Raw genomic sequence first — 26,189 nt, forward strand, 5'->3', positions numbered from 1 at the left:
GCAAAGCAACGCAAAGAGGCAGCGGTCACAGCCACCGGACGGGCAGACACGACGCGGCCCCCGGCCGGCTGCCCGGGGGCCGCGTCACCACCGTGTTCCCTACCGCACGATCACCTCGGCGACCTGCGGCGTGCTCCCGCCCCCGCCCCAGAGCAGGCGTACGGCCGAGATCCGTTCGTAGCCCGCGGGGAACTCCTCGTAACCGCCGTCGACCCGGCCGACCGTGCGCCAGGCGCCGTCGGCCTCGCGTACCTGCACAGCGGCCTGCGCGGAGTTGCCCTCCGGCTGGAGGACGGTCACGGACGTCGCCGTCCGCGTCCCGCCCAGGTCCACCTGGAGCGCCTCGCCCGGCTCGGGTGCGCGCGCAGCGCGGTAGACGCTGCCGACGTCTCCGTCGGCCGCCGCACGCAGGCTGCTGCCGGCCGCCGCCGGCGGTCCGCCGGTCACGGCCGCGTCCTCGGTCTCCACGGCGAACTCCCGTACGACGAGCCAGTTCGTCTGCCCCGCCGTGGCCCGCGCCCGCACGTAACGGGCCTCGGTGCCGGCCGGGGCCGTCGCCGTCACGGCCGGCCGGCCGGAGAACGCCGTGAGCTGTTTCCAGGAAGTGCCGTCGGACGAGTACTCCAGCACTCCTTGGCGCATGTAGTCGTTCGCGCTGCCCGGCTTGCCCATGGCGAGCGAGACGCGGCCGATCTCGCGTTCCTTGCGCAGGTCGACCGTCACCTGGTCACCGGCGGCGGTGGCGCGGCTGCTCCAGAAGAACGTGCTGTCGTCGCCGTCGACCATCCGGGCGATCACGTTGCCCTGGTAGGCGGGCAGGTTGGTCAGCCCCCTGGTGCCGCCGGTGACACCGAGCAGCCGGTCGTGCTCGGCGGCCGCGTCCTCGGCGAACTTGTCGAGCACTCCTTCGCCCACGACCACCGGGATCTTGCGCCCTTCCAGATCGGTGTACGTGAAGGACTTCGCCGCGGCGACGAGCCCGGGCAGCCGCTGCCGCTGTTCCCAGGCGCGCTCGCCGTCTCCGTCCCGGGCCAGTGCGACCAGCCGCAGCGCGGCGCGCGTCGCGACGCCCCACGCCTCGGCGGCGTCGAGCCACGATTCGCTGTCGTCGATGAACTCCTGCTCGGGGAGGCGGTCGCGCAGGACGTCCGGTGACTTCTGGAGGTCCGCCAGCGCGCCGTCCAGTCCGCGCTCGTCCCCGGTCTCCCAGAACCGCTCGATCGCGGCGGCCAGGTCGGGGGCCTGCTGGGCGTTGATGCGGGAGCTGTAGTTGACGTCGGAGAAGACCCGCAGGGCCTTCGCCGTCTTCGCGTCGCCGCCCGCGTACTCGGAGATCGCCGTCCTCCACGAATCTCGCGGATCGTAGGCCGCGTCGTTCCACATGTAGTCGGCGACGGTGATCAGCGGGATCTTCGAGGCGTACGCCTGGTTCATCGGGTTGGCGGTGATGCCGGAGCCGAGCTCCGCGGGCATCCCCTCCTCCCGGCCGTTGTAGGGGCCGAGCAGCAGCCGGTTGGTGACGTAGTCGTTCACCGGGTAGTTGTCCCAGAGCAGGATCGGGTGCGCGAAGACGTCACGCGCGGCCCTCGCCTGCGCCACCGTGATCACCGGCGCGATGACGCCGACGCCGGTCCACTCGACCACCACGTCGTCGTCGAGCTGCTCGGCGAGCGCCTTCTTGTACGGGGAGGGAGTGATGTTGTAGTACTCCGTCGGCACCATCTGGAGCGGCGCGGCGCCCGGGTGGGCGGCGATGAAGTCCTGGTTGACCCGGTTGAGGAGGTACGCCTGGGCGGCGCCCGCGGCGGCCGCTCCCGTCCCCCACTTGTCCTGGTCCGCCTGGCAGTTCCACCTGGTGTAGCTGATGTCGTCGAGCGGCACGGCGTAGGTGCGGACACCGAGGTCCCAGACCGTCTCGAACTTGTCGGTCAGCGCCTTGATGTCGGCCTCGGAGCTGTAGCAGACGCTCAGCCCGGGCGACAGCGCGTAGGTGAACTCCACGTGCCGGGCGCGGGCCCGGTCGACGAGCTCCTCGATCTTCGCGAGCTGGGTGGCGGGGTAGGGTTCGCGCCACCTCTCGCGCAGGTACGGGTCGTCCTTGGGCGAGTAGACGTAGATGTTCATCTTGTGCTCGCCGTAGAAGTCGAGCTGGTCGAGACGGGCGGCGTGGGTCCACGGGATGCCGTAGAAGCCCTCGATGACGCCGCGGACGGCGGTGGTGGGCCAGTCCCGGACCTCGACACCCGCGACCTTCGCGCCGGGTCCGCCGCGCTCGGGGAGCAGCAGGCGCAGCGACTGGGCGGCGTAGTACGTACCGGCCGCGTCCTTGCCGGAGAGCGCGATACGGCGCTCCCCGATGCCCAGGACGTACCCCTCCGCGGGGAGGTCGTCGGGGCCCTCGATACCGAGGTCGGCGAGCGCCTCGGCGGTCCGCGGGGTCTCCCCCGGACCGCCGACGTAGACGGTGAGCCTGCTCTTGACGGGGCGTTCGCCTCGTACGACCTGGTGCGCACCGGCGTCGAGGAGCGCCTGCCGGATCACTTCCAGCGCGGCGGCGTCGGCCTTGGCGCCCGCGACAACCGTCACCGTCGGAGTGATGGTGGCCCGGTCGTCGCGCTCCTGGAGGTCCTGCGGTGTCGGGGTGATGACGGGGGCGGTTCTTCGGGCGCTGCCGCCCGGCGGTTCGGTGGCCGAGGGGGTGGCGGCTGCCGGTTCGGCGGCCGCCCCGACGGCCGGAACTCCGGCCACCAGGGCGAGAGCGGCAGCGAGCATGGCGAGCGGGCGCAGGCGGAGCGTCACACGTCCTCCAGGGGTCCCGGCGAAAACTGCGGGCAATCACGCATCACAACCCCACAGAATCGTCCCGGAGCCTGACAGACTGTCAATGGCGCGCACGTCTCATCCAGACGATTTCGCAAGTCGCCCGTGACCGTTCATCTTTGAGCCGGATAGCGGTATCGGTCCCGCAACGCCGCCGCCCGGCACGCCCGAGGCCGGCGCGGTGCCCGCAGCCGCCTTCCCGGCGTACGCCCCGCCGGGACTCAGCGGCTGAAGACCTCGAAGGTGACCGCGGGCTTCCCTCCGAAGCGTTCCGCCGCGCGCTGCGCGTTCCGGGTGAGGAACGTGCGGCAGTACGTCTCGGGGTCCTCGTCCGTCAACGCCTCGATGTAAGCCCGGTGTTCGAGCAGGGACAGCACGGAGCGCTCCAGTCCGGGCTCCGCGTCCACGGCGTGGGTGGGCGTCGCCGAACCCGCGACGGCGACCCACCGCACCCCGTCCCAGGGCGCGAGCCCCGGGCGGTGAGCTCGGGAAAGATCCAGCGGTTCCCGGCGTCGCCCGCCGCGTCCAGAGTGGCCCGGCCCACCGCCCGGTGGTCGGGCGTGTTCCAGGCGACGCCGCCCCAGGTGTCGCGGTGGTTGAGGGTGATGACGAGTTCGGGGCGGTGCCTGCGGATGGCGGCGGCGATGTCCCGGCGCAGTCCGGTCCCGTACTCGATCACGCCGTCCGCGTAATCCAGGAACTCCACCGTGGCGACCCCCACCACCGCCGCACTGGCCCGCTGCTCCCGCTCCCGCAGCGGGCCGCACCTGTCCGGCTCCAGGGTGTCGATCCCGGCCTCGCCCCGGGTGGCGAGCAGGTACGTCACTTCGCGGCCGCCGTCGGTCCACCCCGCCACGGCTCCGGCGCACCCGTACTCGAGATCGTCCGGATGCGCCACGACGGCGAGGGCACGCTGCCAGTCGGAAGGCATCGGCTGAAGCTGCTGGGGCTGTCGGGGCTGTTGTGTCGGCTCGGTGGTCATGCGCGGAGAATAAGTGGCGAACCGCCAGTTCCGGTTCGCCCCGGGCCGTTGCGGTGCCAGGTGTCGTCGCACGCCGGGCGAGCGGCTTCTCGCACGAAGGCTCGACGCGCTCCCCGGCAGTCGGGAAACCGGCGCGGGCACACCCTTGACCGCGGTCGCACACACCCCTAGGTTGCGGCGGGGAAAGCGCTTACCGAGGAGCTTCCGTGGTGACCGGATACGAAGGACTTCCCGGCGGTGTCGGTGTCTCACTGCTGCGGGTGTACGACTGGCCGGCCGCCGACGGGTTGCGCGGCGGCACCCCTCACCTTCACCTCACCTGCTCCGAGGGTTACCTGGTGACCGGCGGCCGGGGCTCGGTGCAGACGCTCACCGCGTCCGGCTTCCGGCAGACACCCCTCACCGAGGGGGCGCTCGTGTGGTTCACGCCCGGCACCGTCCACCGGCTCGTCAACGACGGCGGCCTGACCATCGTCGTACTCATGCAGAACCGGGGCCTGCCCGAGGCGGGCGACGCGGTGCTCACCCTCCCCCCGAGGCTGCTGGCCGACCCTGCGGCGTACCGGGCCGCCGCAACGCTGCCCGCGCACGGCACCGAGGAAGAGCTGGCACGCGCGGCCCGGGTACGCCGTGACCTGGCCGTCGAGGGGTTCGCGGCGCTCCGCGAGGCGGCCGGCGGCGGCGACCCCGGGCCGCTCGCCGCGTTCCACCGGGCGGCGGCCGCGCTGGTCGGACCGCTGACCGGGGACTGGCGCGAGCGGTGGCAGAACGGCGCCGCGGCCGCGGCCGACGCCACGAGGGTCCAGCTCGGCCGGCTGGACGACGGCGACTGCGGGTACCTCGCGCAGGCGGTCGTACGCGCCGAAGGCCCCGCGGCCCGCGGAAGGTTCGGGATGTGCGGCCGACTGGACGTCTACCACGCCGACGGTTGACCCGCGGCCGCGCAGCGGCCACGGGGAGGGCTGCCGGCCGGGAACGCGCGCCGGCCCGGGACCGGGCAGTGGAGTGATCCTTGGCGCCGCAGGGCATGTCGGCGCGGCTTGACGGCTGGAGGTGCCGGTATGGACTTCGAGTCCAGCCGCGTGAAGCCCGGCGTCTCACGCCACCGATGGGGCCGGACCGGGGCCGCCCCGTGCGCCGTCGCCGCCTCGGCGGTACTGATGAGCGGGTGCGGGGACGACGACGGCGGTGGAGGGGAGCCCTCCCCCGGCGCCACTACCGGGAACACGAAGGCGCCGAGTCCGGCGCGGAGGAACAGCCCGTCGGACACCGGGGGGCTCACCGAGGACCAGGCCGAGCGCAAGGCCCTGCTCCCGTCCGCCAGGATCAGCTACGACAAGGCTGCCCGTACGGCGGTGGGAGAGGTTCGGGGAGGCAAGCTGACCGGGATCGAGCTGAAGGACGGCCCGCAATGGATGGCCGAGGTCGCCGCGGAGGACGGCACCGCCCACCGCGTCCGCGTCGACGCCGTCCCGGGCAGGGTGACCCAGTCCGGTGCGGAGGCCGACCAGGACGCCGACGACAAGCGCGAACCGGCCCATCGGCTGGCCGGGGCCGAGCAGAGCTGGGAGCAGGCGGCCAGAACCGCCACGGAGAAGAGGAGCGGCACGGTCGGCTCCGTCAAGCTTGACGACAACGACAGCGGGGCCCTCATCTGGTCCGTCGATGTGGTGACCACCGACGACTGGAACAAGACCACGTTCGACATCGACGCGGCGGCCGGCACGATCGTGCGCGAGCATGTCGACCGCGGCTGAGGCGGCAACCGGTGCCTCGCGGCTCTCCTTCGCCGGCCGAACCGAACCCCCGCAGATCCGCCGGCCCGGCCGAACCGGGCTACGACCGACGGCGAGGTTTGCCGCGCTTGCCGCCCTTGGACCCCCTGGGACCGCTCCGCGGGTTCTTCCCGGCCGTCTTGCCTGTCGTCCTGCCGGCCGCCTTGCCTGCTGCGGGCTTCCGCTGTGCGCCGCCCGCCTCGGGGCTCTTGCCCTTCGACTGTGCCGGGGCCGGGGGGCGGCCTCGTGAACTGTTGACGGTCCGCCCCCGGACGATTCCGATGAACTGCTCCACCAGTTCGGTGGTCTCGTCCTGCGGCCACGACAACGCGATGCGTGACTCGGGGACGTCCGAGACCGGCCGGTACGTGAGGTCCCTGCGGTGGTGCAGGCGGGCGAGGGACTGCGGGACGACGAGCAGACCCACTCCTGCCGCCACCAGTTCGACGGCGTCCTCCGTCGTGGCGGGGCGCTCGTTCGCGGGCTGTCCCGGCGGGTGCTCCCATTCGAGGGTGTCGTCGAGGGGGTGCAGCACGATCTCGTCGGCCAGGTCCTCGGCGGACACCTCGTCGACCGCCGCCACGACGTGGTCCTTCGGGATCACGACCACCGTCGTCTCGGTGTAGAGGGGGATCGCGCTGAGATCCGTCCGGTCGACCGGCAGCCGCAGGAAACCCGCGTCGGCACCGCCGTCACGCAACGCGTCGGGCGCTTCGGCGGCGGACACCGCGACGAGGGTCAGCGGAACTCCGGGCAGCCGCTCGTTCCAGATCCGCACCCACTTCGTGGGCGTCACCCCGGGGACGTAGGCGAGCCGAAACGAAGGAGGTACTTCCGAGCCTGTCACTCCCCCAGGTTACCGGCCGTGGTCGGAGGTAGCGCACATGCTCGATACCCTTGACACCATGACGTCGCACCAGAACACCCAGACAATGAAGCCCGCGACCGCGGCGAAGAAGCTGGGTGTGTACCTCGAGGCCACCCCCGCCGAGTTCCAGGAGGGTGTCGTCTCACGCACCGAGTTGAACGCGCTCCAGACCGATCCGCCCGAGTGGCTGCTGGAGCTGCGCCGCAACGGCCCGCACCCCCGGCCGGTGGTCGCGGCGAAGCTGGGCGTCTCCATCTCGGGTCTCGCACGTGGCGGAGTCACGGAAGCCCTCACCACGGAGCAGATCGACGCGTTGAAGAAGGACCGCCCCGAGTGGCTGGAGCGGGAACGCGCCACCCAGGCCGAGGTCCGGAAAGAAGCGGTGCGTATCAAGGAGAAGAACGCAGAGTAAGGCGCCTCCCGAAGCGGAGCGCCGGGGGCACGAACCATAATCTGCATACGTGCGTTCGACTCGGATCTCCCGTCGTGTGAGTGCCCCCGTCCGGCTGCCTACCGGGCGCTTCTCGATGCAGCCGCGATCGCGAAGTGGAGAGTTCCACCGGGCGTGAGCAGCCACGTGTATGAGTTCGATGCCCGTGAAGGCGGCTCGTTCCGAATCTCGCTCACGTACGACGCGCCGGACGGAACCGGAAAGTCGGCGGCGCAAACCGACACGTGCTACGGCCGCTTCGTGAAGCTCGTACCGGACGAGCAAGCGGTCGAGGTGTCCGAGTTCGAGACGGCAGATCCGAACTCGGCGGTGAGATGACGCTGACCACAACGCTTACCTCGGCAGACGGCGGCACCGACGCCCTCATCGTGCGCGGAGGAACTCCCGACAGCATTCCGGCCGCCGACAACGAGACCGGTACGCGGATGGCACCGGCGAATCTCGCCGGGCTCGTCGAGACCGGCCGGCGTTCTCCCACAACCGCTCGTTGACGGCCGCGGCCGGCCCGGTTGCCCCCACAGGCCCGATTCGCGCGGAAACCGTACGCCTGCGTCACCGGTGGGAGCGGGTGGTACCTTCCGAAGCCATGAACGACAGCGTGTACGTGGGCAATGCGGGCAAGGACGCGCCACTGGACCGGGGATGGCTGCTCGGGCACTTCAAGGACGCCTCCGACCCTCGGCACAGCGAGGCCGTCGAGATCAAATGGGGTGTCCACCCGCAGGGCGACGAACGGGCGCAGTGGGTGACCGGTGAGGAACGTACGGCTCTGCTGGTCCTCATCAGCGGCCGCTTCCGTGTGGAACTTCCTGGGCGCAGTGTTGTGCTGGCCGAGCAGGGGGACTACGTCGTGTGGGGCCGGGGCGTCGACCACTCCTGGTACGCGGAGGAAGAATCCGTCGTACTGACGGTCCGCTGGCCCTCTGTCCCCGGCTACAAAGTGACCTCTGAAGAGGACCGTGCCGGAGTGCTTGCCTGACACCGTGGTGCGTGCCGGTCACAGCCACGCGCGCGTGGCTGGCGACTGCCGGGCCGGGTCCGGTCGTCGGGACGGGAAAGCACGCGAGGAGGATCAGTGACAGGCGGGCACCGCCCCCTCCCACGCCCCTTCCGTGGCCGCCGTCCGAGCGGATGACACCGGTCCGATGCCTCCCGGACCGCGCGCGGACGTTCGCGTACGCACCGCACGGCCCGGTGGAGCGCAGGCTTCCCCGCTGCGTACGCCTGTCCTGGCGGCCCGCGGTGCCCGGGACCCGACCGTGCCGCACACTTGGGCCGGGGAAGTCACCGGCTGCTCCCGCAGGGCCGGCCGACGGAATCACCTGGCGCCGGACACGCGCTGAACCACTGCGCGCCGCAGGAGCCGGCCCGGTGGCGCCGGGGCTGTTCCGGATCAATGAGGAGGTGCCGGTGCAGGAACCCCCGAACAGCGCGGGATTGGACATGGCCGTACTCGTCGGACTGCAGGCTTCGGGAAAGTCCACCTTCTACGAGCAACGCCTCGCCGGCCGTTACGCGCTGGTGAGCAAGGACCTGTTTCCGCGCGCCGCGCGGAACAAGCAGCAGCGGCAGATGCGTCTGGCGGAAGAGGCGCTGACCGCCGGGGAACCGGTGGCGGTCGACAACACCAACCCGTCGCCGCAGGAGTGGCAGCCCTTGGTGGCCCTGGGCCATGCCCTGGGTGCGACGGTGACGGCGTACTGGTTCCCTCCGGACGTCCCGGGCTCGCTCCGGCGCAACGCGGCGCGGGAGGGACGAGACCGCGTCCCCGACGTGGGCGTCCACGCCACGCTCAAGCGGTTGCGCAAGCCGTCGCTGTCGGACGGGTTCGACACCGTGCTGGAGGTGCGGTTCGACGGCCACGGCGGGTTCGAGGTGCGGCGGGACCTCGACGCCGGATGACCGGGCTGCCCCGGAGCCGGACTCGCCGGGATGGCCGCATCCCGGCGAGGTTCCATGCGGTTGTCCGGGTTCGGCTGTCCGTCTTGATCTTCTTCATGGTGAGGTGGGAGGTCAGGCGCAGGACGGCGGGCAGACCACTGAGCCTGCCGGCCAGGAGGGCTTCACAGGCGGCGTGGTCGGCGACGCGGATGAAGTAGTCGGGGCGGCCGTAGGCCGTACATGCGGCGGAACCCGGCGACCTCCCCGTAGGAGGCCACGGTGGCCTCGAACCCGAACGGCGGCCCGGTCCTGTCCCGGGTCGGCTTCGGCATCCTCGGCCGTCTCGCCCTCGACGAGTGCGAGACCCGACCGTCCGCCCCCTTGCAGCCCTCGCGGTGGACGTACGGCGCCGAATGTCGTCGGCGTCCATCCGCCCCTCGGGCGTATCGGCGGGGACCAGGCCGAGTTCGTGGACGCCGTGCACCTGGCCGACGGAGAGAAGGGCACATGTGCGAGCTGGTCGTGACGGTCCGCCACCGCCCTGCCGGAGCCGTTCGTGCCCTCTGTGCGCGGACCGCGGCCGAAGCGGTCCGGGCCGGCCCCCTCTGCACCGGGACCGTCTGGGACTGACAGCACGCCGGGCCGGGCGCCCGAATCGGCGCCCGGCCCGGCCGCTCCGGGTACCCACGGGGTGAGCACCCGGAGCGCAAGGGGATCACCCTTGTCACTTGATATGCGGCCTGCCGCGCTTCTGTGCGCCTACTGCGCCGTCGTCCCCGGCAAGCCCGCTCCGCTATTCCGGAACGATGTTCTCCGCCTGCGGGCCCTTCTGGCCCTGCGTGACGTCGAAGGACACCCGCTGCCCCTCCTGGAGCTCACGAAAGCCCTGGGCGGCAATGTTCGAATAGTGGGCGAAGACGTCGGGCCCGCCGCCGTCCTGCTCGATGAAGCCGAAACCCTTCTCACTGTTGAACCACTTCACGGTGCCCGTAGCCATACCGGTCTCCTGGAATCAAAGGGGCGGATACCGCACAGCACGGCACCCGGAGGTGATCGCCGGGCCCATGAAGACTCTGAACAGCACAAAATACTGTGATCGCCGATCACAGGCGAACAGGGTTCGGAACCACGACTGCTATGACACCGACCGTACCCGAGCAGTGCCCGCTCCGCTATGCACCGCGACGCGGAATCCCCACCTGCACCGTAATGGGGTAAGGGTCTGAATTCAGAGTGGTGAACGAGTAACCGATCGTTCACTTGGGCGGCATCATCAGCAGCAGCACCAGTAATGGATTGCACATGAATGCGATCACCATGAAAGCCGTCACCACCTCCGGGGCGGCCGGGGCGGACGGCCGCCGACCGCCCCGGCAATGGACACCCGCCGGCCGCTCCCTCGGGGGCGGTCGGCGAATACGCCCGCAGACCTTCTCTTCGCCGGCAGTCCGGACGGTCAGTGTGCGTCGCTCTGCATCGCCGAGCCGAACGCGGCCATACAGGGGTCGCAGTAGCGTTCGGCGATCGCCTCGCTGTGCGTGGCGGCGCGGGGTGGAGCGAGACGGCTTCCGCAAAGAGTGCTGGCGGGCGCGTCCTTGGCAATGACATGCCAGACCAATTCGCCTCTGTCCACGGTGGGCTCGGCGCGCATCTCGTACATCGGCGTGCCCTTCTTCATGGTGGGGAGGGGGACCGGTCCGTTGTCCATCAGAGCCCCTGACGGCCGAAAGGGCCACCGGGCGTAGGCCAACAGGAGGAACACGAGGCACCGGAGGTTTACCGGCGCGCGGGCGGAGCCGTCCGGCATCCCGGCAAAGGGCATGGAAGGCGACGCCGGATCACAGTCGGCGGCCACCGGAGGCAGCGGCGCGAAGAGGTGGCGGCCAGGCGCAGGACCCCGGGCCCGAAGGCCCCGGCCTCACTCCGCCTCCGGGCCCTCGGCTCGGTACGTCTTGGTCCAGGCGGCTCCGCACCGGCAACCGAACCGCTCGACCAGTTCACCCTCTTCCGAGACCTCCATGCCCCGATTGAGACGGACGTGTACATGCTGCTTGCTCATAGGGACCACTCTTCGCTGTAGGCGGATTCCCGGCGGGATCGTTCCCATAGTGGGCATATGCCGCCGTTGCACCAATGACCCAGGTCACACTTTCCTTTCGTCACCTCGTAGGGGAAGGGCGCCAGAAAGGAGAAAACCCTGAGATATGAAGAATTCCCGGCATACGTGCGGGAGTGCGGTGAGCACCCCATCCAGGGCGAGGCCGTGCAGGTCACCGCCATCGCACTGCGGGTTCTCGCTCACCGCATCGCACGTGGCGAGGCCAAGACCCCGGCTTTCCCGGCCCTCCTGATACGCGGGCCCGTTCAGAAAATCCGACCCCGGCGGCCAAATCCGTTTGTAGGCCTTTAACGGCTCGGTGACAGCGCGATTGCGGAACGGTCCCCGGGCACTTCCGGTGGCCGGGCCGGGCGTTGGAACGAGCATGGAGCTTTTCAGGAGCAAGCCGGTCACGGCGCCCGATCCTCCGCCGCGCGGCGCGTACCGGCCCGACTCGCCGCTGCACGCACGGGAAAACTGCGCGCAGTGTGCGCGGATGCGTAAGGCCGAAAGCCGGAACGCGCGCGTCACCGGGGCAGCCGGGCCGCGTACGTCCGGGTTGCCCGCCCGCCGCGCGGCGCCGGGCGCGTGGCCGAAGTCCGCGGCCGGCCGGCTGGCGGGGCCGGCGCGGACCGTGATACTCGCCGTCGCCGTGTGCACGGTCCTCTCGGCGGTGCTCGCTTTCTCCCTGACGTGACACCGCTCGCAGGGCGCCGCACCCCTGCGCCCCGGATGAGGACCGCGAGTGATGCCCATGGCCGACCCGGGACCCCGTACGGGTCCGGCGGCGGACCGGAGACAGGGCGGCACCAAACACACGGCGCCCGGCGCCCGCGGCCGGCCTCCCTCCCGGCTGTCCCCGGCCTTCCTCGCTTCCGGCAGCCCGTTCGGACCACCTGCAGTGGTGGCGGACGGCGCCCTGACCGCACGGTGAGTCAAGGGTCGCGCACCGGCGACATCCGGAGCACTTCGAAGGAGCCGTCCCATGTCGGAACGCAACACCGTCCTGCGCAGCCTTCACGATGTGGGCCTGGCAGCCTGGTTCGGCGGTGCGCTCATGGGAGCGGTCGGGTTGAACGGCGCGGCCCGGGACGAGGGCGGCACCGAAGCGACCACCGCCCGCATCGCCAGTTCCGGCTGGTCGAAATGGACGCCCGTCAACGCAGCCGCGATCGCCGTGCACCTGGTCGGCGGCAGTGGCCTGCTGTCGGCCAACGCCGCCCGGGTCGCCGGTCAACAAGGGGTGGCAGCCTCCACTCTGGCCAAGACCGTCCTCACCGGCGCGGCTCTGGCCGCCACCGCCTACGCCCGTATGCTGGGTAAAAAGGTGGAGTCGGCATCCTCGCCCCAGCCCGAAACCGAAGACGGGCACAGGATCTCCAGGCACCCGGCCGACATGGAGAAGGTGAATCACCGGTTGATGTGCATGCAGTGGGCGGTACCCGCCCTGACCGGCGGTCTGATCGTTCTCAACGCGCTGCACGGTGAGCAGCAGCGCCCGGAGCAGCAGGCGGAGGGCATGTGGCACCGTGCCGTGGCCCCGCTGCCCTGGCGCTGCTGAGCGAACGAGCGGCAGTCCCGAACGGGCCGGACCGGTGGCACCGGTTTCCTCGAAGAGCAGCGAAGGCGAGCCGCGATGAGCAGCCACACGCAACGGACGGCGACGAACGACAGGGGCGAACCCCGGCCCTGGCCATGGGTCGTCGCCCGCTGGGTGGCCGAGCTGCGGAAGGGGCCGGCGCTTCACCCTCACGGAGTGACGGGCGCCGCAACCCTGGAAGTGCACGCGAATGAACAGTGGTGGGGCGAGCCGTGGCTCGACCGGCCGGGCCGGTATCCGGCGCTGGTGCGGTGGTCACGGGCCGCCGGGCTCCCCGGACGGTTGCCGGACGGCCTGGGTCTCGCCGTCCGCGTCGTCGATGCCGGCGGACCGGGCCGTCCGCTGGATCTGCTGTTCACCACCAGCGGTGGCGGCCGGTGGATGCGGCACGTGCCGCTGCCCAGGCGCCACGCGCTGGCCGGTCCTTACTCCACGCTCCTCGCCTACCAGGTCGGCGACCGCCCGCGTGTGCTGGCAGCCGCCCCCTCCGCCGACGCGCCCGCCGTACGCAGCGACCTCGACGCACTGCGCACCGCCCTGCGGCACACTCCCCTCTCGTTCGAGCTGTGCGCCGCGGGGCCCCGCGAACCCTGGCGGCGCTTCGCGACGCTGACGACCCACTCGACGCAGGGCACTCCACCGGAAGCAGTCCCGGCCTACGATCCGTACCTCAACCACTTGCCGCGTCTGCACCCCACACCACGCCTGAGCGGGCTGAGGGAAGCGGCCTACCGGGGCTCGCGCACGGGGCGCGGGGCCCGGCCGCACCGCTGACCGGTCCACAGCCGTGGCCGGTCGGCCGCCGGGTTCCGGTTGCCCCGCACCGGGACGGGGCCGGTCAGTCGTCCGTGACGGCCAGCCGTGCACGGGCCACAGCCAGTGCCTGGTCGGGGTGGCGCGTTCCGGTGATGACACACAGCGTGTAGGCCGCGTCCTCCAGCCGGCGTTTCAGCTCAGCCGTGGCGGGCGATCCCTCCGTGGCAGTACGCAGGGCTTCGTATCGCGACACCAGCTCGTGGAGGACTGTTGAGTGGGCCATCAGCATGAACGTTTCCGCCTTCCCGCTCGCCAACGGATGGTGGGAGGGCGGTTCGACCTCCCTGAGGCCGGGGTCCACCGACCCCGGTCCGGGACCGCCCGTCCCGAAGTAGGTGTGCCCCGCGGTCGGCCGCGCACACACCACCGTGATGCAACCGTGACGCGGTTCGCGATCCGCCCCGGAGGAACCCGCAGGAACGCGGAGCACCTCGCGGCCTCCGGGCCGCTTCTCCCCCTGGTTCGTGGGGGTGGTGGGGGTAGTCACGGAACATGATCACTGTGGGTGTCGAGGAGGAGTATCTGCTGCTCGATCCGGGGTCGGGGCTGCCGGTGCCGCTGGCCGAGGAGGTGCGTGGGTCGTCGGGGCTGGAGCCGGTGGTGGACCGGCGGGAGGTGCAGGCCGAGCTGTTGCAGGCGCAGGTGGAGGTCGCCACTCCGGTGTGTACGGACCTGGAGGAGGTGGGGGGTCATCTGCTGCGGCTGCGGCATGCGGTCGGTGCTGCGGCCGAGGAGTTCGGGTGCCGGCTGGCGACCTGTGCGACGGCGCCGTTCCGGCGGGCGGCGCCGGTTCCGGTGAGCCGTCAGCCGCGTTATCTGGCGATGGAGTCCCAGGCGCCGCAGCTGGTCGCGGAGCAGCTGATCAACGGGATGCACGTGCATGCGGCGGTGCCCGATCCGCAGACCGGGGTGGCGGTGCTGAACCGGATCCGGGTGTGGCTGCCGGTGCTGGTGGCGATGGCGGCGAACTCGCCGCTGTGGGACGGTCGCGACACCGGGTTCGCGAGCTGGCGCACCCTGATCTTCGGGCGGTGGCCGGTGAGCGGGCCGCCGCCGTACTTCGACGATCTCGCCGATCACGAGCGGCGTGTGCAGGAGCTGCTGACGTCGGGGATCATCACCGACACCGGGCAGCTCTACTGGCAGGCGCGGCTGTCCGGCCGGTATCCCACCGTCGAGGTGCGGTGCATGGACGTGCAGCTGCGGGCCGACGACGCGGTGATGTTCGCCGGGATCGTCCGTGGGCTGGTGGCGACCGCGATCCGTGACGAGAAGGCCGGTGCGCCGGTGCCCCGGTGCGCGCCGGAGCTGCTGCACGGCGCGAACTGGCACGCCGCCCGGCACGGCATCAGCGCGTCCCTGGTCGCCCCCGACGGCACCCTGCGCAGCGCGGGCGACGTGGTGCACCTGCTGATGGAGCACATCGCCCCCGCTCTGGAGGAGGCCGGAGACGCCCGGGAGGTCGGCTCCCTGGTCCATCGCCTGCTGCGGCAGGGCACCCCCGCCGACCAGCAGCGCCGCGCACTCGCCGAAGGGGGCTTTCGGGCGCTGACCGACCTGGTGACCGCCCAGGGCACCATGCCGTGACCGGCCACGCCGCGCGGGAGCGGCCGGGCCGTGACCGGCCGCGCCTTTTGGGCGGTCGGGCCCGCGGGGCCGCGCGGGCGGGGCCGGTGCCGGGCCACCGCGGCCGCGCGGGCCCGATGCGCACCCGCCGCACCCCGGTGAGAAGTGCGCCAGCGGGGCGCGGGAGGGCGCGGGCAGGCCCACCGCCGTCGTCAGCGACTGCGCCAGATCCTCGACCGTGCCGGTGCGCAGCGGCCACGGCGCGTGCTCCACAGGGGTCTCCCAGACCAGCCCAGACCAGCCCGGCACGGTACGTGAAAGTACGCCACCGGGTGGAGTTCGGCGGCGCTCCGGCCGGGCCTGAACCGCTCAGCCGTTGAGGTGGCGTTCCATCCAGTCGGCGGCGGCGCGGCGGAACAGCCGTCGGTTGTCCGCCCGCAGGAAATCGTGCCCCTCGTTCCTCAACAGCAGCAGTTCCGAGGGGACGCCGTGCTCGCGTGCCGCTCGTACCACCTGCTCCGACTCACCGGGCGGGACGTTCGTGTCGTGCTCACCGTGGACCGCCAGCAGCGGAACCCGCAGCGCGTCGATGCGGCTCATGGGGGACAGTGCGTGCAGGAGTTCCCGGTCGTGTTCGGGATGGCCGTACTTGGCAGCGGCCGACTCCGCGATCCACGGCTCGGTCCCGGCGAAGAAGGTCGCGAAGTCCGACATGCCGCAGACAGCGACGCCGGTACGGAACAGGTCCGGGTGCCACACCAGGGACGCGAGCACCAGGTAGCCGCCGTACGAACGTCCCATCACGGCCAGCCGTGTGGGATCGGCAAGGCCGACCGCGACGATGTGCGCGGCGCAGTCGGCGACGTCGTCGATCGCCGCGAACCGCCCGGTGCCCAGGTCCGCGTCCACGAAGGAGCGGCCCCAGCCCGACGAACCCCGGACATCGGGCGCGAAGACGTCCAGCCCGCGGCCGAGCAGCTCGTGGTAGAGCGGATTGAAGACCGGCCGCTCCTGCTCCTCCGGCCCGCCGTGCAGGTGGATCACGCAGGGTGCCGGCCCGCCGGTGTCGCGGTCCGCCGCCCGGTAGTACCAGCCGCCGAGCGGCAGGCCGTCGCGGGCGCGCAGGCGCACCGGCCGGGGACGCACCGGCGGGCGGCCCGGTGGTACGGCGTCCTCGTCACGCGCCGACCAGCCCGTGCGCACAGGGGACGCGCCGTCGGGAAGCCGCCACACCCCCGGCCGGCGCTGGGAGCCGGAGAGGGCGAGAAACATGCCGCTCGGCCCGCTGGAGGAGATGCGCGTCACCACCTCGTGCGGCAGCGGTACGGCGACGGCCTGCGGCGGGGACGCGTCGCTGCCCTGCCCCGCGGCGGGGAGGGTGATCACTTCCAGCTCGCTCGCGCCGTGCACGTTCCAGGCGAGGACGGCCGACCCTCCGTCGTCGGAGACGGTCAGCAGCTCAAGGCCCGCGGCGTCCCGCTCGGCCACCACACCGAGGCCGAGACGCTCGCCCCCGGCTCCCAGCATGACGGTCATGAGGGCCGGGAACTCGCGGTCGGCGTCGCTGCGCAGCCACAGGGTGCGCCGGTCGGGCGAGAACCGCCCGATCCACGGATCGCCGTCGGCCACCGGTACCACGCACGTCGTCCGCGCGTCGGTGGTGCGCACCACCATCGCCTCACGCCGTCCTCGTGGGCCACGGCGCAGGAGCGCGAGACGGCCGTCGGCGCTGATGTCGCACACCCGCAGGGTGGCGGCGCCGGCCTCGGTGGCCAGCAGGACGGGCGAGCCCACTCCCAAGGGATCGACGAGGTACGCGGCCAGCCCGCCGCTCGTCACCTCGCCGCCCGCAGGGTGCCCGACGGCCGGCTCGGCCGTCCCCGGATGCGGACCGGGCCCCGCGTGGTCCCGATTCCCACCGCCGAGCAGGGTGGCTTGGCCGTCCCGGTCGGCCCAGCCCGCGGGCAGTGCCGCGAGCTGCGCGTCGGCGCGGAATTCGCCGTGTGTGTGACCGGCCGTGCCGGGCTCCGCGGCCACGGCGGCCACCGCGTCCACGGCGGCCGGTTCGGCGACGGTGACGGCCAGAGCCGAGCCGTCGCGTGCCCAGCAGCCCAGCTGGGCGAACTGGCCCTGCTCGGCGCCGGCGAGCACCCGGCGGCCGGTGCCGTCGGGGCGTACGCACAGCACCCGGGTGTGCTCACCGCCTCCCGGAGCGGTGGTGTACGCGATCCAGTGACCGTCGGGTGACCAGGAGACCTCCGTGACCGGGTCCGGATCGGCGTCCAGGAGGTGGGCGGCGCTGCCGTCGGCGGCCGCGGCCCACAGCTGCGGTACACCGGTCCGGTCGCAGATGAAGGCCACCTGCCCGCCCGTCGGGTCCACCGACGGATACCAGCAGCCGTGGACCGCCAGGGGTGTCGGGGTGTCCCGGGTGCCCGGTGCGTCCGGCAGGGGCACCGCAGCGGGGGCCGGAGCGGCGGCCGGAGCGCGGCCCGGCGAAAACCGGCCCGGCGTGCCCGGGAACGTGGTCGCGAAGGGGGCGGACGAAGGTGGGGCCTTCTCCGGTTCCCGCAGCCGCCGCTCGCCGATCACCTGATTCCGTGCGTCTGCAGCCATATCTCCAGCAAAGCTACCTGCCACAGGGCGTTGGCTCCGCGCTTGGTCCGGTGCTCGTCGGGCGCTGCCAGAAGTTCGGCGACGTACGACTCGCGGAAGACGCCTCTCTGCCGGGCTTCGGGAGCGGACAGGGCTTCACGCACACGTTCGAGTACCGGCCCGGCCATGTGCCGGATCGCCGGGACCGGGAAGTACCCCTTGGGGCGGTCGACGACTTCGCGGGGCAGCACCTGACGGCCGGCGTCCTTCAGCACTCCCTTGCCCCCCTGCGCGAGCTTCAGCTCCGGCGGGCACGCGGCGGCCAGTTCGACCAGTTCGTGGTCGAGGAACGGCACCCGGGCCTCCAGGCCCCAGTCCATGGTCATGTTGTCCACACGCTTGACCGGGTCGTCGACCATCATGACGTGGACGTCCAGCCGGAGCGCCGCGTCGAGTGCGGTCTCGGCGCCGTCGACCGCCATGTGGGTCCGGACGAAGCCGCCGGAGGCGTCGTGGTCCACCAGCATGTGCGGCTGGAGCATCCGGGCCAGGTCGGCGTGCGGCCGGTCGAAGTACACGTCGGCGTACGTCCCGGGCTCCTGCTCGCGCCCGACGGCGGCCAGCGCCGGATACCAGTGGTAGCCGGCGAAGACCTCGTCCGCGCCCTGTCCGCTCTGGACGACGCTGAGTTCTTTGGCGACCTGCTCCGACAGCATGTGGAAGGCGACCGTGTCGTGGCTGACCATGGGCTCGCTCATGGCCTCTATCGCTCCGTCCAGCCCGTTCGACACCCGGTCGGAGGGGATCATGAGCTGGTGGTGGTCCGTGGCGAACCGCTTCGCCACGAGGTCCGAGTAGCTGAACTCGTCGCCCTCCTCACCGTTCTCCGACTCGAATCCCACGCTGAAGGTCGACAGGCCGGTCTGCCCCTCTTCGGCCAGCAGGGCCACGATCAGGCTCGAGTCCAGGCCGCCCGACAGCAGTACGCCCACCGGCACGTCCGCGACCATCCGGCGGCGCACGGCCGTGCGGAGCGCGTCAAGCACCGCGTCCCGCCAGTCGGCCGCGTCCATGCCGGCGTACGCGGACCTGCGGGTGTACGACGGCTGCCAGTAGCAGTGCTGCCGGTACCGGCCGTCCCGCTCCACGACCCGCACGGTGGCCGGGGGGAGCTTGCGCACGCCGGCGAGCACGGTCCGCGGCGCGGCCACCGTGGCGTGCCAGCTCAGGTACTGGTGCACCGCCACCGGGTCGAGGGAGGTGTCCACCGCGCCGCCCGCGAGCAGCGCCGGCAGGGACGAGGCGAATCGCAGGCGGTCCGCCCCCTCGGTCAGGTACAGCGGCTTGATGCCCAGGCGGTCGCGGGCCAGCACCAGGCGGCCGGTGTCGTGCTCGGCGATGGCGAAAGCGAACATTCCGAAGAGGTGCTCGACGCAGTCGGTGCCCCACTGCCGGTAGGCCTTGAGCAGCACTTCGGTGTCCGAGGTGGAGAAGAAACGGTGCCCGAGGCCCTCCAGTTCCTTCCGGAGTTCCTGGTAGTTGTAGATGCAGCCGTTGAAGACGCCGGTGAGCCCGCTCTGCGTGTCGGTCATGGGCTGGGACCCGCGCTCGGACAGGTCGATGATCTTCAGTCGGCGGTGCCCCAGGGCCACCGCGCCCTGCGACCACATCCCCCGCCCGTCGGGACCGCGCGCCGCCAGCCGGTCGGTCATGCGCTCGACCGCGGCGACGTCGGGCCGCCCGCCGTCGAACCTGATCTCTCCGCTCAGTCCGCACATACGGCACCGCCGCGGTTGCCGGCCGGGTGCCGCGAATCCGCGGTGACGGCCGTCGGCCGGCCGGCCGCAGGGACTCCCGGCAGCAGGATCCCCCTCTTCGGTTCGGCGGTGTCGAGTTCCTCCGCCCCTGCAGTGACGCTCACGGTCTCTCCTCACAGACAGTTCCGTCGGACCCACTGCCGCGCTGCGCTGTCGCGGTACCGATGGGCCACCCTGGTCTGCGGGTTCCCCGCGCAGTACCACATATGCCCCACAGGACTCATCCGCCCATGTGGTGGGCCGGTGGCGTGGGGTGGGCCCGTTGGGCCCTGCCGTCACGGCGGGGCCGGACGCAGAAGGAACAGGGCCGTGTCGTCCCTGCGGTCGCCCGACGGCCGTGCGTGCCGCACGAGGCCGTCGGCGAGGGCTTCGAGGTCGTGGTCACCGGCACTGAGGACTTCGGCGAGGTCCGCGGTCGCGTCCTCGATGTCGGTGCCCGGTGTCTCGACCAGACCGTCGGTGAACAGGGCCAGGACGGCGCCGGGCGGCAGGGCGACATCGACCGCCTGGTAGTCCGCCGCGGAATCGATGCCCAGGAGGAGCCCGGGCGGCAGGGCGGGGCTTTCGATGCGCCCTCCCGGGTGGCGCAGGAGCGGCAGCGGATGGCCCGCGGTCGCGAGGCACGCACGCCGACGGGCGAGGTCGAGCTGGACGTACAGGCAACTGGTGAACAGCCCCGGGTTCAGGTCGGTGAGAAGGCGGTTGGTCCGCGCGAGAACGTCGTCGGGGGACGCACCGGCGATGGCGTGGGCCCGCACGGCGGTACGGACCTGTCCCATCAGGGCGGCGGCGGTGACGCTGTGCCCCTGGACGTCTCCGATGACCGCGGCGGCCGTGGTGTCGTCGAGGCGGATCAGGTCGTAGAAGTCTCCCCCGACGTCCATGCCGCGGGTGGCGGGCAGGTAACGGGCCGCCGCCTGCAGGCCGGGGAACACCGGCAGTGTCTGGGGCAGCAGGCTCGCCTGCAGGCTGCGGGCGAGTCCGCTCTTGGTGTCGTACAGATGGGCGCGGTCCAGCGCCTGGGCGGCCAGCCCGCCGAACGCCGTCAGCAGGGCGCGTTCGTCGTGCCCGAAGACGTGAGGACGCGCGTAGGCCAGTACGCAGCAGCCGATCGGGCGCCCCGAGGCGAGGAGGGGCAGAAAGGCCCAGGCGTTGTTGCCGTCGTCGGCCATGGAGCCGGGAAAGGCGTCGCCGAGTTCGCGGCGGGAGGCGAAGAAGGCCGGCTCACCCGTCGCCACCACGCGTCCGCCGGGGCTGTCCGGCGTCAGCGGCGCTCCGTCGAAATGCGCCACCTCCTGCGAGCTGTAGCCGTGATGACCGCGTACGCGGAGCCTTCCCGCCTGTGCGGCGAGCAGTACGACGGCCTGGGCACCGAAGCTGGGTGCGATCTGGCCGACCACCAGCCGGATCACATCGGGCACGCTGAGCGCCTCGGTCAGCGCGGCGGCGAGATGGGCCAGTTGGTACAGCACCCCCGCGCGGGTCGGCCCCGTCTCCGTCCGCGGGGTCGCGGTCGGTGCCGGCGTGGGAACCTGCGCGCCCGCGGCGACACCGGAGCGGGCGATACGGACGCTGATGCCCCGGGCGTCGGGGTAGAGCTCGAAGGACAGCCACAGGCCGTCCGGACGCCGGACGGTGAAGGACGTGGGATGACGGCTCATCACCGCCGATCGGTAGCGGTCCTCGAACACGGGGTCGTCCAGCCATGGCAGGGTCTCCCAGGGGCGTGCCCCCAGCAGGGTCAGGACGTCACTGCCGACCAGCGCCGCGCCGACAGGGGTGATGAACGTGATCCTGCCGTCGAGATCGAGCGCGCAGCCGCCCTCCGGGAGCCGCTCGGCGAAATCCACCGCCGCCGTCGCCTCGGCCTGGGTGACCGTTCGCCGCCGCGGCACCGGCATGATCCGCGGCTCGGTCCCCGGCAGGACCGGACGGCCGCTTTCGGCGGCGCGGCGCAGAGCCGCGCCGACATATCCGCAGGCCCTCTGGATCGCCCGTTGCCGCTCCCGCTCGATCACCGGAGGGTGGGATCCCGGCCACAGCAGCAGCAGTCCGCCCCAGATCTGCTGCGCGCTGAGTGCCGGAGCGGCCGCGAGGGCGAACGAGTACGGCAGCGCGAGGCCGAGGCGGGGGTAGCGGCGGGCCAGCTCCCCCTCGGCCCCGACCCACACCAGCCGGCCTTCCCGCACCGCTTCGGCCAGTGGGCCCGAGGCCGATATCCCGATCCTGGCCCAGGGCATCGCCAGGTTGGACGGCACTCCGGCGAGCACAGCGGCGGAGAGCACCTGGCCGTCCGCCGACCGCACGTAGACCCCGCCGCCGTACGCCCCGGTCTCGCGCAGCGCCCGGGAGAGCAGTCGGTCCAGCACTTCCGGCGCCCCGGCCTCCTCCTCCGGCGAAGCCATGTCCTACTCCCCTGTTTCCCCTGTTCGGCTGCCCGGCCACACGCGATCACGGCTCCTGCGGGCATGCCGCGCAGCCTCATGCCTCATGAGTCCGCCCTTTCAACATGCGAAAAATAACACCGTATAAGGACATTACGCCCACCGCGTGGTGGTGCGCCCGCTTGAGTTCCCGGAGGCCGCGCTCCGCAGCCTTCCCCCCCGCACGCACGAGACCGACGGCCCCGCCCGCACACGGCTTCCGGCGCCTCACGAACCGTTCCGTACGGCTGCCGTCGGCCCGGCAGTGGACAACGGGCCGCGTCCGCCCGGACCACCGTCAGCGATACGCCATCGTCCTCGCCCCTGGCCGGTGCCCCGGCCGGCACCCCGACCGGGCCACCGCATTCAACGGAGCCGTCCGGCCGCGCCCGGGCTCCACCGTCCGGGCCCCGCGCACGACGGCCGGTTACGAGGACGCGGTACGCGCCGCGACCGGCCCCGGCGGTGGCACGGACACCGTCGCCGCGGTCACCGGCGGCCTCGCCGGCGCGTACTGCGGGCTGGACGCGATTCCCACCCGCCGGGCCGGGCGTCCGCACGTCCCCCTGCCGGGATCCGGCGGACGGGTGCCGCGTCCGCCGGACCTGCTCGACCTCGCACACCGCCTCAAAACCCGATCCCGCTCGCGGGGAACCGGCAAGGGGCGGACTCCGGGGGCCGAGGGGCACCGGCCGCTCCGGAGCCCGGGGTACGGGCGTGCCGTCCGCCGCGTCCGTGCGCCGGTCGCCGCCGGTGCGGGCCGGTGTCACATATCGGCGCGGCGTACCGCGGTGATGCGGAAGCCGCTGCGCGGGCGGGTCGGGACGCGGCGCAGGGGAATGGTCAGGTCCTGGGGCGGTACGTCGTACTCCAGGCGGGCCAGCCGGACGCTGAGGGCTTCCAGCAGGGCGATCGTAACGCCCTCACCGGGGCACCTGTGCCCGGTCGACGGGTCGCCGCCGCCCTGGGGGATCAGTTCGTCGCGTTCCACGGGGCGTTCCAGGAAGCGTTCGGGGCGGAAGGTGTACGGGTCGCCCCACAGTTGGGGGTCGTGGTTCTGCCCGTACAGGTCGAGCAGGACGAGCCCTCCGGCGGGGACGGTTTCGCCCCGCCAGGTCAGGTCGGCGGCCGCCCGGCCCCCCGTGAACGGCGCGAAGGGGTAGAAGCGGCGCACTTCGTGGACGAACGCCGCCGCGAAGGCCGCGTCGTCGGCCTGCAGCCGTTTCCGGTTGTCGGGCCAGCGGTGCAGGGCGTGCGCGGCGAAGGCGACGAACCAGGCGACCGCCGCGGTGGGCCGGACGACGTTGAGCAACTCCACCGCGGCCGTACGCGCGTCGAGGAGCCGGCCGTCGGCATCGCGGTGCTGCGCCACCGCGTCGACGACCGAGCCCTCGGGAACGGTGGCGGCGCCGGTGCGCACGTCGTCCACCAGGCCCGCCAGCCAGGTCTCGCACCGGCCGCGGGCGCTGCGGGCACGCCAGTGGCGCGGTCCCGGGGTGGCGAAGCCGTCGACCATCGCCACCAGGTCCCGGGCCACGGGCTCCGCCCCCGGCCCGTCCAGCGGTACGCCGGCCCAGCGGCACACCCCGGCGGTGAGGACTTTCGCCGCCTCGTCGAACAGCACCACGTTCGGCCGGTCGCTCCAGGACGCCACCGCCTCGTCCCACACCGCGGTGACCTGTTCGGCCAGGTCGGCGACACGGGCGGGGGGCGTGAGGAGCGACAGGAACATCGCCTTGCGGACGCGGTGCGCCTCACCGTCCAGCGTGTGGACCGCCCCATGGCCGAAGAGGGTGCTGAGCACCGGCTCCGGGATGGCCTGGTGGCGGTGTACGTGGTGTTCGTCGTAGAAGAACCGCACCGCCTCCGGACCGCGCAGAGCCACCGCGTGCCGCCCGAGCACGCGGGCGCGGACGACGGGGCCCGCGGCACGCCGCATCCGGTCCGGAAGCCAGGCGTATCCCTTCAGCAGCAGCAGTGCGGTGCGGTCGGCGAGGGGGCGGCGGTAGGAGCGCATGGATGCCCAGTGCCCGTGGCGCCGGGAGCGAAACCGTGAGTCATCCGCTCGGCCGAGCTACGCCGCAGATCGGGTTTAGGCGGCATATATGAGGAAAAGCGGCTGGTGTGCCGCGGTGTCGGCTTCTTGTCGTGAGGGAGCCGGGGACAGAAGCGTGACCGGCCGCACGGCCCGCTGCGGCAACCTGACGCCCAGAGAGGAAATGGCCCATGACTGTGCCCGAGGAGAACCGGCCGAAGACGGAGTCGACCGACGAAGTCGTCAAGGACACCAGCAAGGCCGGACCGGAGTCGGAGGGCGGTACCGGCCGCACGATTCAGGAGGCCCTGGAAGAGGCGGGTGTGAGCCGGGACGACTTCGAGGAGAAGTAGTTCCCTCTCGGGCCATGCCACTGATGCGGCATGGCCCGCGGCTTCCCGCCGGTGGGCTTGGCGGACGCCGGGAGGCACGGCCGGAGCCGCCGGGACGGCGGCTCCGGCCGCGACGCGTCGGCGCCGCCGCGTATCAGCGCTTCCGCCGTACCGACACGCCCACGAGCCACACGGCGAGAAGTGCCGCGATCGCCGCTGCGGCCCTCCGGCCGCGGAACGCCCGGGTACCGGCGGGCAGCAGGTCGCGGGCGCGGTCGAACGCGCTCAGGGGGACCCCGGCCAGGGCGTTGCCGGGCGGCCGGCGCGGCACCGCCGGATGCGGGTGGGTGGGAGCGGTGCGGCGGACGGTCTCCCAGGCCGAGCCCAGGCGGCGCAGGCGCGCGGGGTCGTGGCCCAGGGCCTCCTGCAGTCGCGGCAGGAGCAGGTCCTCCTCGTCCCGGATGTCCTGCTGGATCAGGGCGAAGACCCGGCCGGTCAAGTGGTCGTGGCGGGCATCGTCCGGGTCCGTGCGCTCGATGTCGGCCACGAGGTCGTTGATCTCCTGGTGTTCCTTCTCGACCCTTGAGGTCAGCTCCTCGCCGTCGGGTGCGAGCCGCCGCAGGGCGGGCCACAGCACGGTCTCCTCGGCGAAGGCGTGGCTGAAGGTCAGCTGGATGATGTCCTTCAGTGTCTGCTGCCGCTCCTCCCGTGGCCGGCCGCCGGAGGTGTAGAGGTTCATGAGGCGGTCGAGTTCGGCGTGGTCACGGCGCTGTCGCGCCAGGATGCTGGCCTGGCCGCCGAGCTGCTCGACGCTTTGCTGAGCGATGGAGAGAGACATGCGACCGTCCTAACGCGTGGCGCCGGTGTGTGTGCGGCGGGTGAGCAGGACGCCGAGAGCGATCATGCCCAGGCCCAGGGCGAAGTGCAGCCAGTTGTCCGCCGTGTTGAGGGGGACGAAGTTGGCGGCGCTGTCGTGGTCGATGAACAGGCCGTACAGCCACAGCACCAGGTAGACGGCACCGCCGCCGATGAGGAACGTGCGGGCGGTGGACGCGGCGCGGGCCATGGCCAGACCGGCCACGCCGAACAGCAGGTGCACGATGTTGTGCAGGATCGACACCTGGAACACGCCCAGGAGCTTGGCCTCGGAGTGGTGCTCGGCGAACTTCATCGTGTCGTAGTCGGTGGTGATCCCGGGGATGAAGCCGAGGATGCCCACCAGCAGGAAGACCGCGCCCACCAGCAGCGCGGCCTGCTGCACAGGGGTCCGGGCGGTCGGCGCCGTGCGGTACTGAGCAGTCATGAACGCTCCCTTTCCTTCTCACGGGGGACGGCCTCGCGGGCCGCCCGATCGGGCCCCCATCGCGCCGGTTACCCCGCATTCACGGCATTAGGCCGACCGCCCCCGAATCACCTGACCACTGACCACTGACCGCCGACCCACCGCGCCCTCGGAGGAGTGCTCTGTCGCCGCCGCTGGGCCTTGCCCCCTGCAGGGGGCAAGGCCCAGCGGTCCGGTGATCAGGCCGCGGACGGCAACTCCTGCCGTACGGTGATCGCGTTGAGGCGGATGGTGTACCGCGCGGTGTCCCCGACGGTCAGGGACCGGGCCTGCTCCGGGCCCAGCGCGACCGTCACGTCGACGCAGAAGGCGATGGTGTGGAGCGCGTCCCCCGTCTCCTCGTCCTGGAGGGCGAACAGCAGGTTGTAGTAGTAGCTCGTACGGTCCGCCTCCTCCCGATGGAAGGAGAGGTGCGTGCCCTCTTGCCGGCCCAGGTCCACGAAGGCTCCGGTGAGGGCCCGCTCGGCCTTGTCCCAGAACGCGGAGTTGGCGGACGGGAACGGAAGGGCCTGGCGTACGGCCTCCTTGAGGGAGAGGACCATGACGCTGACGGGAGCGGTCTCCTGCAGGCCCCAGCCCCGGATGATCTTCACGGTCGAGCAGTCGGGGATACCGCTCGCCGCCCGGCTGATCTCACCGAAGTCGAAGTCCACGGTCGCCGGGGCGATCGCGTACTGGAACCCGGCCTCGACGCTCCGTGCCCGGCCCATGGAAGACGGACCCACCTCGAAGACCGTCTTGAAGGTCGTCTTCTCGGTGGCGATCCGGTCGGCCATTGCTGCTCCTAG

General features: G+C 72.1%; 24 protein-coding genes and 4 pseudogenes. 12 read left to right on the forward strand and 16 right to left on the reverse strand.

Annotation, left to right across the window (positions count from 1 at the left end; genetic code table 11):
* Positions 1-99: 99 nt before the first annotated feature.
* Positions 100-2,772, reverse strand: a complete 2,673-nt coding sequence (locus BN1555_RS02500; protein WP_093803120.1) for a glycoside hydrolase family 84 protein — start codon at positions 2,770-2,772, stop codon at positions 100-102.
* A gap of 269 nt (positions 2,773-3,041) precedes the next feature.
* A pseudogene (locus BN1555_RS02505) lies at positions 3,042-3,802 on the reverse strand (PIG-L deacetylase family protein).
* Positions 3,803-4,011: 209 nt separating this feature from the next.
* Between BN1555_RS02505 and BN1555_RS02510 the strand changes: the two are divergent.
* Both BN1555_RS02510 and BN1555_RS02515 read left to right on the forward strand, forming a co-directional pair.
* Positions 4,012-4,734: a cupin domain-containing protein gene (locus tag BN1555_RS02510; RefSeq protein WP_093797447.1), complete on the forward strand. Its 723-nt coding sequence runs from the start codon at positions 4,012-4,014 to the stop codon at positions 4,732-4,734.
* Positions 4,735-4,863: 129 nt separating this feature from the next.
* A complete protein-coding gene (locus tag BN1555_RS02515) occupies positions 4,864-5,559 on the forward strand; it encodes a PepSY domain-containing protein (RefSeq protein WP_093797449.1) in 696 nt (231 codons plus the stop codon).
* Positions 5,560-5,638: 79 nt separating this feature from the next.
* Here BN1555_RS02515 and BN1555_RS02520 read toward each other — a convergent pair whose 3' ends face one another.
* Positions 5,639-6,424, reverse strand: a complete 786-nt coding sequence (locus BN1555_RS02520; RefSeq protein WP_093797452.1) for a LysR family substrate-binding domain-containing protein — start codon at positions 6,422-6,424, stop codon at positions 5,639-5,641.
* A 58-nt stretch (positions 6,425-6,482) separates the two neighbouring features.
* Here BN1555_RS02520 and BN1555_RS02525 point away from each other — a divergent pair, with 58 nt between their 5' ends.
* The 4 genes and pseudogenes from BN1555_RS02525 (at position 6,483) to BN1555_RS02540 (ending at position 8,798) form a co-directional block, all read left to right on the forward strand.
* Positions 6,483-6,857, forward strand: coding sequence for a DUF5997 family protein (locus BN1555_RS02525; RefSeq protein WP_093803121.1), 375 nt, complete (start codon positions 6,483-6,485; stop codon positions 6,855-6,857).
* A 49-nt stretch (positions 6,858-6,906) separates the two neighbouring features.
* A pseudogene (locus BN1555_RS02530) lies at positions 6,907-7,387 on the forward strand (SRPBCC domain-containing protein).
* A 95-nt stretch (positions 7,388-7,482) separates the two neighbouring features.
* Complete coding sequence (locus BN1555_RS02535) at positions 7,483-7,875, forward strand: cupin domain-containing protein (protein WP_093803122.1); 393 nt, start codon at positions 7,483-7,485, stop codon at positions 7,873-7,875.
* 431 nt (positions 7,876-8,306) lie between these two features.
* Positions 8,307-8,798 (forward strand): ATP-binding protein, encoded by a 492-nt coding sequence (locus BN1555_RS02540; RefSeq protein ID WP_255305842.1) that lies wholly within the window; start codon positions 8,307-8,309, stop codon positions 8,796-8,798.
* A gap of 772 nt (positions 8,799-9,570) precedes the next feature.
* Here BN1555_RS02540 and BN1555_RS02550 read toward each other — a convergent pair.
* The 3 genes from BN1555_RS02550 to BN1555_RS38795 form a co-directional block, all read right to left on the reverse strand.
* Positions 9,571-9,774, reverse strand: coding sequence for a cold-shock protein (locus BN1555_RS02550; RefSeq protein ID WP_093797454.1), 204 nt, complete (start codon positions 9,772-9,774; stop codon positions 9,571-9,573).
* 459 nt (positions 9,775-10,233) lie between these two features.
* Entirely contained in the window at positions 10,234-10,485 is a 252-nt protein-coding gene (locus tag BN1555_RS02555) for a hypothetical protein (RefSeq protein ID WP_141662801.1), read from the reverse strand.
* Positions 10,486-10,695: 210 nt separating this feature from the next.
* Positions 10,696-10,836 carry a hypothetical protein gene (locus tag BN1555_RS38795; RefSeq protein ID WP_176709925.1) on the reverse strand — a complete coding sequence of 47 codons (141 nt, stop codon included), beginning with the start codon at positions 10,834-10,836 and terminating at the stop codon, positions 10,696-10,698.
* A gap of 424 nt (positions 10,837-11,260) precedes the next feature.
* On the opposite strand from BN1555_RS38795, the gene BN1555_RS02560 reads away from it, so the two are divergent.
* The 3 genes from BN1555_RS02560 (at position 11,261) to BN1555_RS02570 (ending at position 13,249) form a co-directional block, all read left to right on the forward strand.
* Positions 11,261-11,572, forward strand: a complete 312-nt coding sequence (locus BN1555_RS02560) for a hypothetical protein (RefSeq protein ID WP_093797458.1) — start codon at positions 11,261-11,263, stop codon at positions 11,570-11,572.
* A 288-nt stretch (positions 11,573-11,860) separates the two neighbouring features.
* On the forward strand, positions 11,861-12,436 hold the full coding sequence (locus BN1555_RS02565) for a hypothetical protein (RefSeq protein WP_093797460.1): 576 nt from the start codon (positions 11,861-11,863) through the stop codon (positions 12,434-12,436).
* Between the two features lie 75 nt (positions 12,437-12,511).
* On the forward strand, positions 12,512-13,249 hold the full coding sequence (locus tag BN1555_RS02570; protein ID WP_255305843.1) for a phosphodiesterase: 738 nt from the start codon (positions 12,512-12,514) through the stop codon (positions 13,247-13,249).
* Positions 13,250-13,313: 64 nt separating this feature from the next.
* On the opposite strand, the gene BN1555_RS02575 is transcribed toward BN1555_RS02570, so the two are convergent.
* Positions 13,314-13,514 carry a DUF5133 domain-containing protein gene (locus BN1555_RS02575; RefSeq protein WP_255305844.1) on the reverse strand — a complete coding sequence of 67 codons (201 nt, stop codon included), beginning with the start codon at positions 13,512-13,514 and terminating at the stop codon, positions 13,314-13,316.
* Between the two features lie 269 nt (positions 13,515-13,783).
* Between BN1555_RS02575 and BN1555_RS02580 the strand changes: the two genes are divergently transcribed.
* Positions 13,784-14,878 carry a carboxylate-amine ligase gene (locus tag BN1555_RS02580; RefSeq protein ID WP_093797462.1) on the forward strand — a complete coding sequence of 365 codons (1,095 nt, stop codon included), beginning with the start codon at positions 13,784-13,786 and terminating at the stop codon, positions 14,876-14,878.
* 192 nt (positions 14,879-15,070) lie between these two features.
* On the opposite strand, the pseudogene BN1555_RS41520 reads toward BN1555_RS02580, so the two are convergent.
* The 5 genes and pseudogenes from BN1555_RS41520 to BN1555_RS02595 form a co-directional block, all read right to left on the reverse strand.
* Positions 15,071-15,166: pseudogene (locus BN1555_RS41520) on the reverse strand (hypothetical protein); the annotation flags it as partial.
* 60 nt (positions 15,167-15,226) lie between these two features.
* The gene (locus tag BN1555_RS02585) at positions 15,227-17,473 is read right to left on the reverse strand and encodes a S9 family peptidase (protein ID WP_093797464.1); all 2,247 of its coding nucleotides are present in this window, start codon (positions 17,471-17,473) and stop codon (positions 15,227-15,229) included.
* The gene (locus tag BN1555_RS02590) at positions 17,446-19,230 is read right to left on the reverse strand and encodes an N-acetylglutaminylglutamine amidotransferase (protein ID WP_093797466.1); all 1,785 of its coding nucleotides are present in this window, start codon (positions 19,228-19,230) and stop codon (positions 17,446-17,448) included. The genes BN1555_RS02585 and BN1555_RS02590 overlap by 28 nt, the downstream gene beginning before the upstream one ends.
* Entirely contained in the window at positions 19,218-19,373 is a 156-nt protein-coding gene (locus BN1555_RS38800) for a hypothetical protein (RefSeq protein WP_176709926.1), read from the reverse strand. The genes BN1555_RS02590 and BN1555_RS38800 overlap by 13 nt, the downstream gene beginning before the upstream one ends.
* Before the next feature lie 171 nt (positions 19,374-19,544).
* Positions 19,545-21,674 carry a SpoIIE family protein phosphatase gene (locus BN1555_RS02595; RefSeq protein WP_176709927.1) on the reverse strand — a complete coding sequence of 710 codons (2,130 nt, stop codon included), beginning with the start codon at positions 21,672-21,674 and terminating at the stop codon, positions 19,545-19,547.
* A 299-nt stretch (positions 21,675-21,973) separates the two neighbouring features.
* Here BN1555_RS02595 and BN1555_RS40030 point away from each other — a divergent pair.
* Positions 21,974-22,321: pseudogene (locus tag BN1555_RS40030) on the forward strand (ADP-ribosylglycohydrolase family protein); the annotation flags it as partial.
* Between the two features lie 137 nt (positions 22,322-22,458).
* Here the strand turns inward: BN1555_RS40030 and BN1555_RS02605 are convergent.
* On the reverse strand, positions 22,459-23,709 hold the full coding sequence (locus tag BN1555_RS02605) for a cytochrome P450 (RefSeq protein WP_093797468.1): 1,251 nt from the start codon (positions 23,707-23,709) through the stop codon (positions 22,459-22,461).
* 209 nt (positions 23,710-23,918) lie between these two features.
* On the opposite strand from BN1555_RS02605, the gene BN1555_RS38805 reads away from it, so the two are divergent.
* On the forward strand, positions 23,919-24,080 hold the full coding sequence (locus tag BN1555_RS38805) for a hypothetical protein (protein ID WP_176709928.1): 162 nt from the start codon (positions 23,919-23,921) through the stop codon (positions 24,078-24,080).
* A 133-nt stretch (positions 24,081-24,213) separates the two neighbouring features.
* Here BN1555_RS38805 and BN1555_RS02610 read toward each other — a convergent pair whose 3' ends face one another.
* From BN1555_RS02610 to BN1555_RS02620, 3 genes are all read right to left on the reverse strand, one after another.
* A complete protein-coding gene (locus BN1555_RS02610; protein ID WP_093797470.1) occupies positions 24,214-24,897 on the reverse strand; it encodes a hemerythrin domain-containing protein in 684 nt (227 codons plus the stop codon).
* Between the two features lie 9 nt (positions 24,898-24,906).
* Positions 24,907-25,362 (reverse strand): DUF4383 domain-containing protein, encoded by a 456-nt coding sequence (locus tag BN1555_RS02615; protein WP_093797472.1) that lies wholly within the window; start codon positions 25,360-25,362, stop codon positions 24,907-24,909.
* 218 nt (positions 25,363-25,580) lie between these two features.
* The gene (locus BN1555_RS02620; protein ID WP_093797474.1) at positions 25,581-26,177 is read right to left on the reverse strand and encodes a Type-2Aa cytolytic delta-endotoxin; all 597 of its coding nucleotides are present in this window, start codon (positions 26,175-26,177) and stop codon (positions 25,581-25,583) included.
* Positions 26,178-26,189: the final 12 nt, after the last annotated feature.

The sequence above is a fragment of the Streptomyces sp. Wb2n-11 genome, assembly GCF_001049855.1.
GTDB lineage: Bacteria > Actinomycetota > Actinomycetes > Streptomycetales > Streptomycetaceae > Streptomyces > Streptomyces altiplanensis.

Coding starts and splice junctions, on each gene's coding strand:
- BN1555_RS02500 (WP_093803120.1), bottom strand. CDS start 2,772: ATGCTCGCTGCCGCTCTCGCCCTGGTGGCCGGAGTTCCGGCCGTCGGG.
- BN1555_RS02515 (WP_093797449.1), top strand. CDS start 4,864: ATGGACTTCGAGTCCAGCCGCGTGAAGCCCGGCGTCTCACGCCACCGA.
- BN1555_RS02525 (WP_093803121.1), top strand. CDS start 6,483: ATGACGTCGCACCAGAACACCCAGACAATGAAGCCCGCGACCGCGGCG.
- BN1555_RS02535 (WP_093803122.1), top strand. CDS start 7,483: ATGAACGACAGCGTGTACGTGGGCAATGCGGGCAAGGACGCGCCACTG.
- BN1555_RS02550 (WP_093797454.1), bottom strand. CDS start 9,774: ATGGCTACGGGCACCGTGAAGTGGTTCAACAGTGAGAAGGGTTTCGGC.
- BN1555_RS02555 (WP_141662801.1), bottom strand. CDS start 10,485: ATGGACAACGGACCGGTCCCCCTCCCCACCATGAAGAAGGGCACGCCG.
- BN1555_RS38795 (WP_176709925.1), bottom strand. CDS start 10,836: ATGAGCAAGCAGCATGTACACGTCCGTCTCAATCGGGGCATGGAGGTC.
- BN1555_RS02560 (WP_093797458.1), top strand. CDS start 11,261: ATGGAGCTTTTCAGGAGCAAGCCGGTCACGGCGCCCGATCCTCCGCCG.
- BN1555_RS02565 (WP_093797460.1), top strand. CDS start 11,861: ATGTCGGAACGCAACACCGTCCTGCGCAGCCTTCACGATGTGGGCCTG.
- BN1555_RS02570 (WP_255305843.1), top strand. CDS start 12,512: ATGAGCAGCCACACGCAACGGACGGCGACGAACGACAGGGGCGAACCC.
- BN1555_RS02575 (WP_255305844.1), bottom strand. CDS start 13,514: ATGGCCCACTCAACAGTCCTCCACGAGCTGGTGTCGCGATACGAAGCC.
- BN1555_RS02580 (WP_093797462.1), top strand. CDS start 13,784: ATGATCACTGTGGGTGTCGAGGAGGAGTATCTGCTGCTCGATCCGGGG.
- BN1555_RS02585 (WP_093797464.1), bottom strand. CDS start 17,473: ATGGCTGCAGACGCACGGAATCAGGTGATCGGCGAGCGGCGGCTGCGG.
- BN1555_RS02590 (WP_093797466.1), bottom strand. CDS start 19,230: ATGTGCGGACTGAGCGGAGAGATCAGGTTCGACGGCGGGCGGCCCGAC.
- BN1555_RS02595 (WP_176709927.1), bottom strand. CDS start 21,674: ATGGCTTCGCCGGAGGAGGAGGCCGGGGCGCCGGAAGTGCTGGACCGA.
- BN1555_RS02605 (WP_093797468.1), bottom strand. CDS start 23,709: ATGCGCTCCTACCGCCGCCCCCTCGCCGACCGCACCGCACTGCTGCTG.
- BN1555_RS38805 (WP_176709928.1), top strand. CDS start 23,919: ATGACTGTGCCCGAGGAGAACCGGCCGAAGACGGAGTCGACCGACGAA.
- BN1555_RS02610 (WP_093797470.1), bottom strand. CDS start 24,897: ATGTCTCTCTCCATCGCTCAGCAAAGCGTCGAGCAGCTCGGCGGCCAG.
- BN1555_RS02615 (WP_093797472.1), bottom strand. CDS start 25,362: ATGACTGCTCAGTACCGCACGGCGCCGACCGCCCGGACCCCTGTGCAG.
- BN1555_RS02620 (WP_093797474.1), bottom strand. CDS start 26,177: ATGGCCGACCGGATCGCCACCGAGAAGACGACCTTCAAGACGGTCTTC.